Below are 3,530 nucleotides of genomic sequence, written 5' to 3' on the forward strand. Positions count from 1 at the left end.
GGATCTTCACCTTTAATATAGACCATGTAATTATATCCACTAACATCCCAATTTTTAAAAAATCTTCAACCACAATATCATTTCTTGATATACCCTGTCTATCCATATAATCAAAAATAGTTTTCTTAGCAATATATCTGCTTGTAAATATCCATATTGCAATAAAAATTATTATTAAAAAGAATATAATAATCTTCTTTTTCTAAAACTGAGTTTATTATAAGATTCAAACCCATCTTGCATAATACTTCCTAAATTACCCCTTCGTTGTGTAATATACTAATACTCCCTTATATTGTTTTATTAATATTAAATATAATCATTAGTCTTCATATGTTTATAATCATATAATAGCTATATTAATCAAAATACATCAATTTTAGACTCTTTACAACTTTATTGAAGTCTACATCCTTAATTTCGTTTTTAAGCTTCCTGACGCATTTAAACTACTTTAATAGCTTACTAGAATTTATTTTAATTATAACTTTATTATATAATTATTAAAATATACTTTTATGTTATTTAAATATCTACTTAAAATTAAAACTAATATATAATTTATAACTTTTTTATTTTCAACTCTCAAATAGACATTAATATAGGGAAACAAGCTCCAATTTAAATTTATTCAATAACTTTAAAATATTTTTATACAAAATATAGTGTTGAGTTCCAAGTGATTCAGAGCATGTCTCACTATTTGGGTATCCAAGTTTTGGAACGAGTAATTTTAAAAGTCAACTTATAAATCTATATACTCACTCTTGTACTACTTAATTCATTTTTCCCAAATTATAATATTTCTTTTAATTTTTTACATGAAAAAGGCACACATTTAATCAAATATAATATAAATATTTAATAAAACATATACCTTTTCTTAACTTACATTTATTTATTATTTTAAAAATTATAAATTTTTCAAAATATCTGTTAGCTAACTCTATTTTTTAATCTTAATTTATCTGCAACCATAGCTATAAATTCACTATTAGTTGGCTTACCTTTATCATTATGAATAGTATATCCAAATAACTTATTAATTGTATCAACTTGTCCTCTGCTCCAAGCTACTTCTATAGCATGTCTTATAGCTCTCTCAACCCTACTTGCAGTAGTATTGTACTTTTTAGCTATAGTTGGATATAATTCTTTTGTTACTGCTGATAAAAATTCTATATCATTTACAACTAAAGTTATAGCTTCTCTTAAATACATATATCCTTTAATGTGCGCTGGTACACCTATTTCATGAATTATATTAGTTATTTCTGTTTCTAAATTTACTGGTCCACTTTCAGCTGTTTTTGATATTGTTGGTACTTCTGATACAACTATAGGTTTCTTATTTTCATCACCTGTTATTGTGTTATTAAACATCTGTCTAATTCTCTTTGTAAATACATCCATATCAAATGGTTTAACTACATAATAATCTGCACCTAAAGTTATTGCCCTTTGTGTTATTTTATCTTGACCTACTGCAGATAAAACAATTATTCTTGGCATAGGATCTAAGTTCATACTATTTAATTTTTCAAGTACACCTAATCCATCTAAATGTGGCATTATTATATCTAAAACTACTAAATCTGGTTTTTTCTCTTCTATGAACTTTAATGCTTCTATACCATCTTTCGCTATAGCAACCACATTAATATCTTTTTGACTTAGTAAGTAGTCATTAAGAATATTACAAAATTCCTTATTATCATCTGCGATAAGTACACTGATACTATTTTGTTCCATATTATATACTCCCCTTTTCCTACTAATTACCATTTTCTAACAATCTATATTTTCGACAAAAGAAATATAATTCCTTCTTTTAAATTTAAAAAAAATGAATTTTGTAATTATTTTACACTTTTTCAAATTTAAAATTAAAATAATAAAATGCATAAGAACCCTCTCTTATACATTTTATTATTTTTCTTGGAAAAAATCTATCTATTTTGATAAAATATCTGAATCCCTTAGCATCCAGTCAATATATATACCATAACCAGTATCTGGCTTGTTAATTAACACATGTGTCACAGCACCTATTATTTTGCCATCTTGTATAATCGGACTACCACTCATACCTTGAACTATACCACCAACTTTACTTAAAAATTCCTCATCAGTAATTTTAATTACCATACTTTTAGATCCTGCTTCATTCTGTGGTAATAGTTTTTCAATTTGTATATCATAAAATCTAGGTTCATTTCCTTCAATTGTAGTTAATATTTGTGCCTTACCAATTTTTATTTCATCTCTTGATGCTATTGGTAATGGCTTATTATAAACTCCATTTAATAATGAATCGTTCCCTTTACCAAATATTCCACATTCCGTATTATACTCTATATTCCCTAAACTACTAGTTTCATCTGTAAAAATCCCTCTTAATTCTCCAGGATTTCCTCTTTCTCCTTTTCTTACTGAAACTATGTTAGATGAAATTATTTCTCCATTTGATATAGACATAATATTTCCTGTATCTACATCTGTTATCGGATGTCCTAACGCTCCAAATCTTTTACTTTTTTCATCATAAAAAGTTAATGTTCCAACACCAGCTGTAGAATCTCTTACCCAAAGTCCTATTTTATATTTATCATCATCTAAGCATTTAACTGGTTTTAATTTAACATCCATAATATTTTTTTCTCTTTTAATTGTAATTAAAATTTCTTCGCCATTGCATCTGTTTACAAAAGTTGCTACATCTTCTGAGCTATTTATTTCTTCATTATTAATTTTTAATATGCTATCACCAATTTCTATTCCAGCTTTAGCTCCTGGACTAATTAAACCATTATTAGTTTGTATATCAGATAATGCTATTACTAAAGCTCCTTTAGTATTTAACTTTATTCCTAAAGGTTGACCACCTGGGTATAATTTAATTTCGGAAGCTTTAGCATATAAATTTTTATTTAATTTTATAGAATTTTTGTTTATATTACTTACGCTAACATCTAGATTTTTAGTTTTAAGTATTCCTTCATTATAGCTATATGAATTATCTTTATTTAATTTAAAAGCCAATTCAATGTTTTCACCTAAATTTCCTGAACTAAAGATTATAGTAAAAAATATTATACTTGATATAAATAAAGATAATATATTATTTCTATTCTTTTTCATAATGCTATGCCTCCTTTTAACTTTGTATTTTTAAATTTCCCAAGTTTTAAATTTATTATGTTGATATTATATTTCTTTAAAAGTTAAAATCATAAGATGTTACTATTATTTAGATAAATTTTTAGTATAAGTTTGGAACATCAAATCCTTGTAACAATAAATATGTTTAGCTTTTAAAACTTAATTACTATTAATTCCTTTTTTCTTGTATTAAAATTTCCTTGTATATAACTTTTATTTATATATTTTTTTATATGATAAATTATATAAATATATCTCTTAATATATATTGTATGCTTAACTTATAAATAACTATTGTTATTTTTGTAAATTAATTTTATTTTTTAATATTTATTTCTAATATAGAATTTTAAAGTAAATTGTAAAGT

At 24.3% G+C, this 3,530-nt stretch carries 2 protein-coding genes; both read right to left on the bottom strand.

The window, feature by feature from the left end; translation table 11 throughout:
• Positions 1 to 936: 936 nt before the first annotated feature.
• On the bottom strand, positions 937 to 1,752 hold the full coding sequence (gene spo0A / locus CSGHG_RS02130) for a sporulation transcription factor Spo0A (protein WP_010292251.1): 816 nt from the start codon (positions 1,750 to 1,752) through the stop codon (positions 937 to 939).
• Positions 1,753 to 1,953: 201 nt separating this feature from the next.
• On the bottom strand, positions 1,954 to 3,141 hold the full coding sequence (gene spoIVB / locus CSGHG_RS02135; RefSeq protein ID WP_010292253.1) for a SpoIVB peptidase: 1,188 nt from the start codon (positions 3,139 to 3,141) through the stop codon (positions 1,954 to 1,956).
• Positions 3,142 to 3,530 lie beyond the last annotated feature (389 nt).

Origin of the sequence: Clostridium senegalense JC122, from assembly GCF_000285575.1 — a bacterium.
Classification (GTDB): Bacteria; Bacillota; Clostridia; order Clostridiales; family Clostridiaceae; genus Clostridium_J; species Clostridium_J senegalense.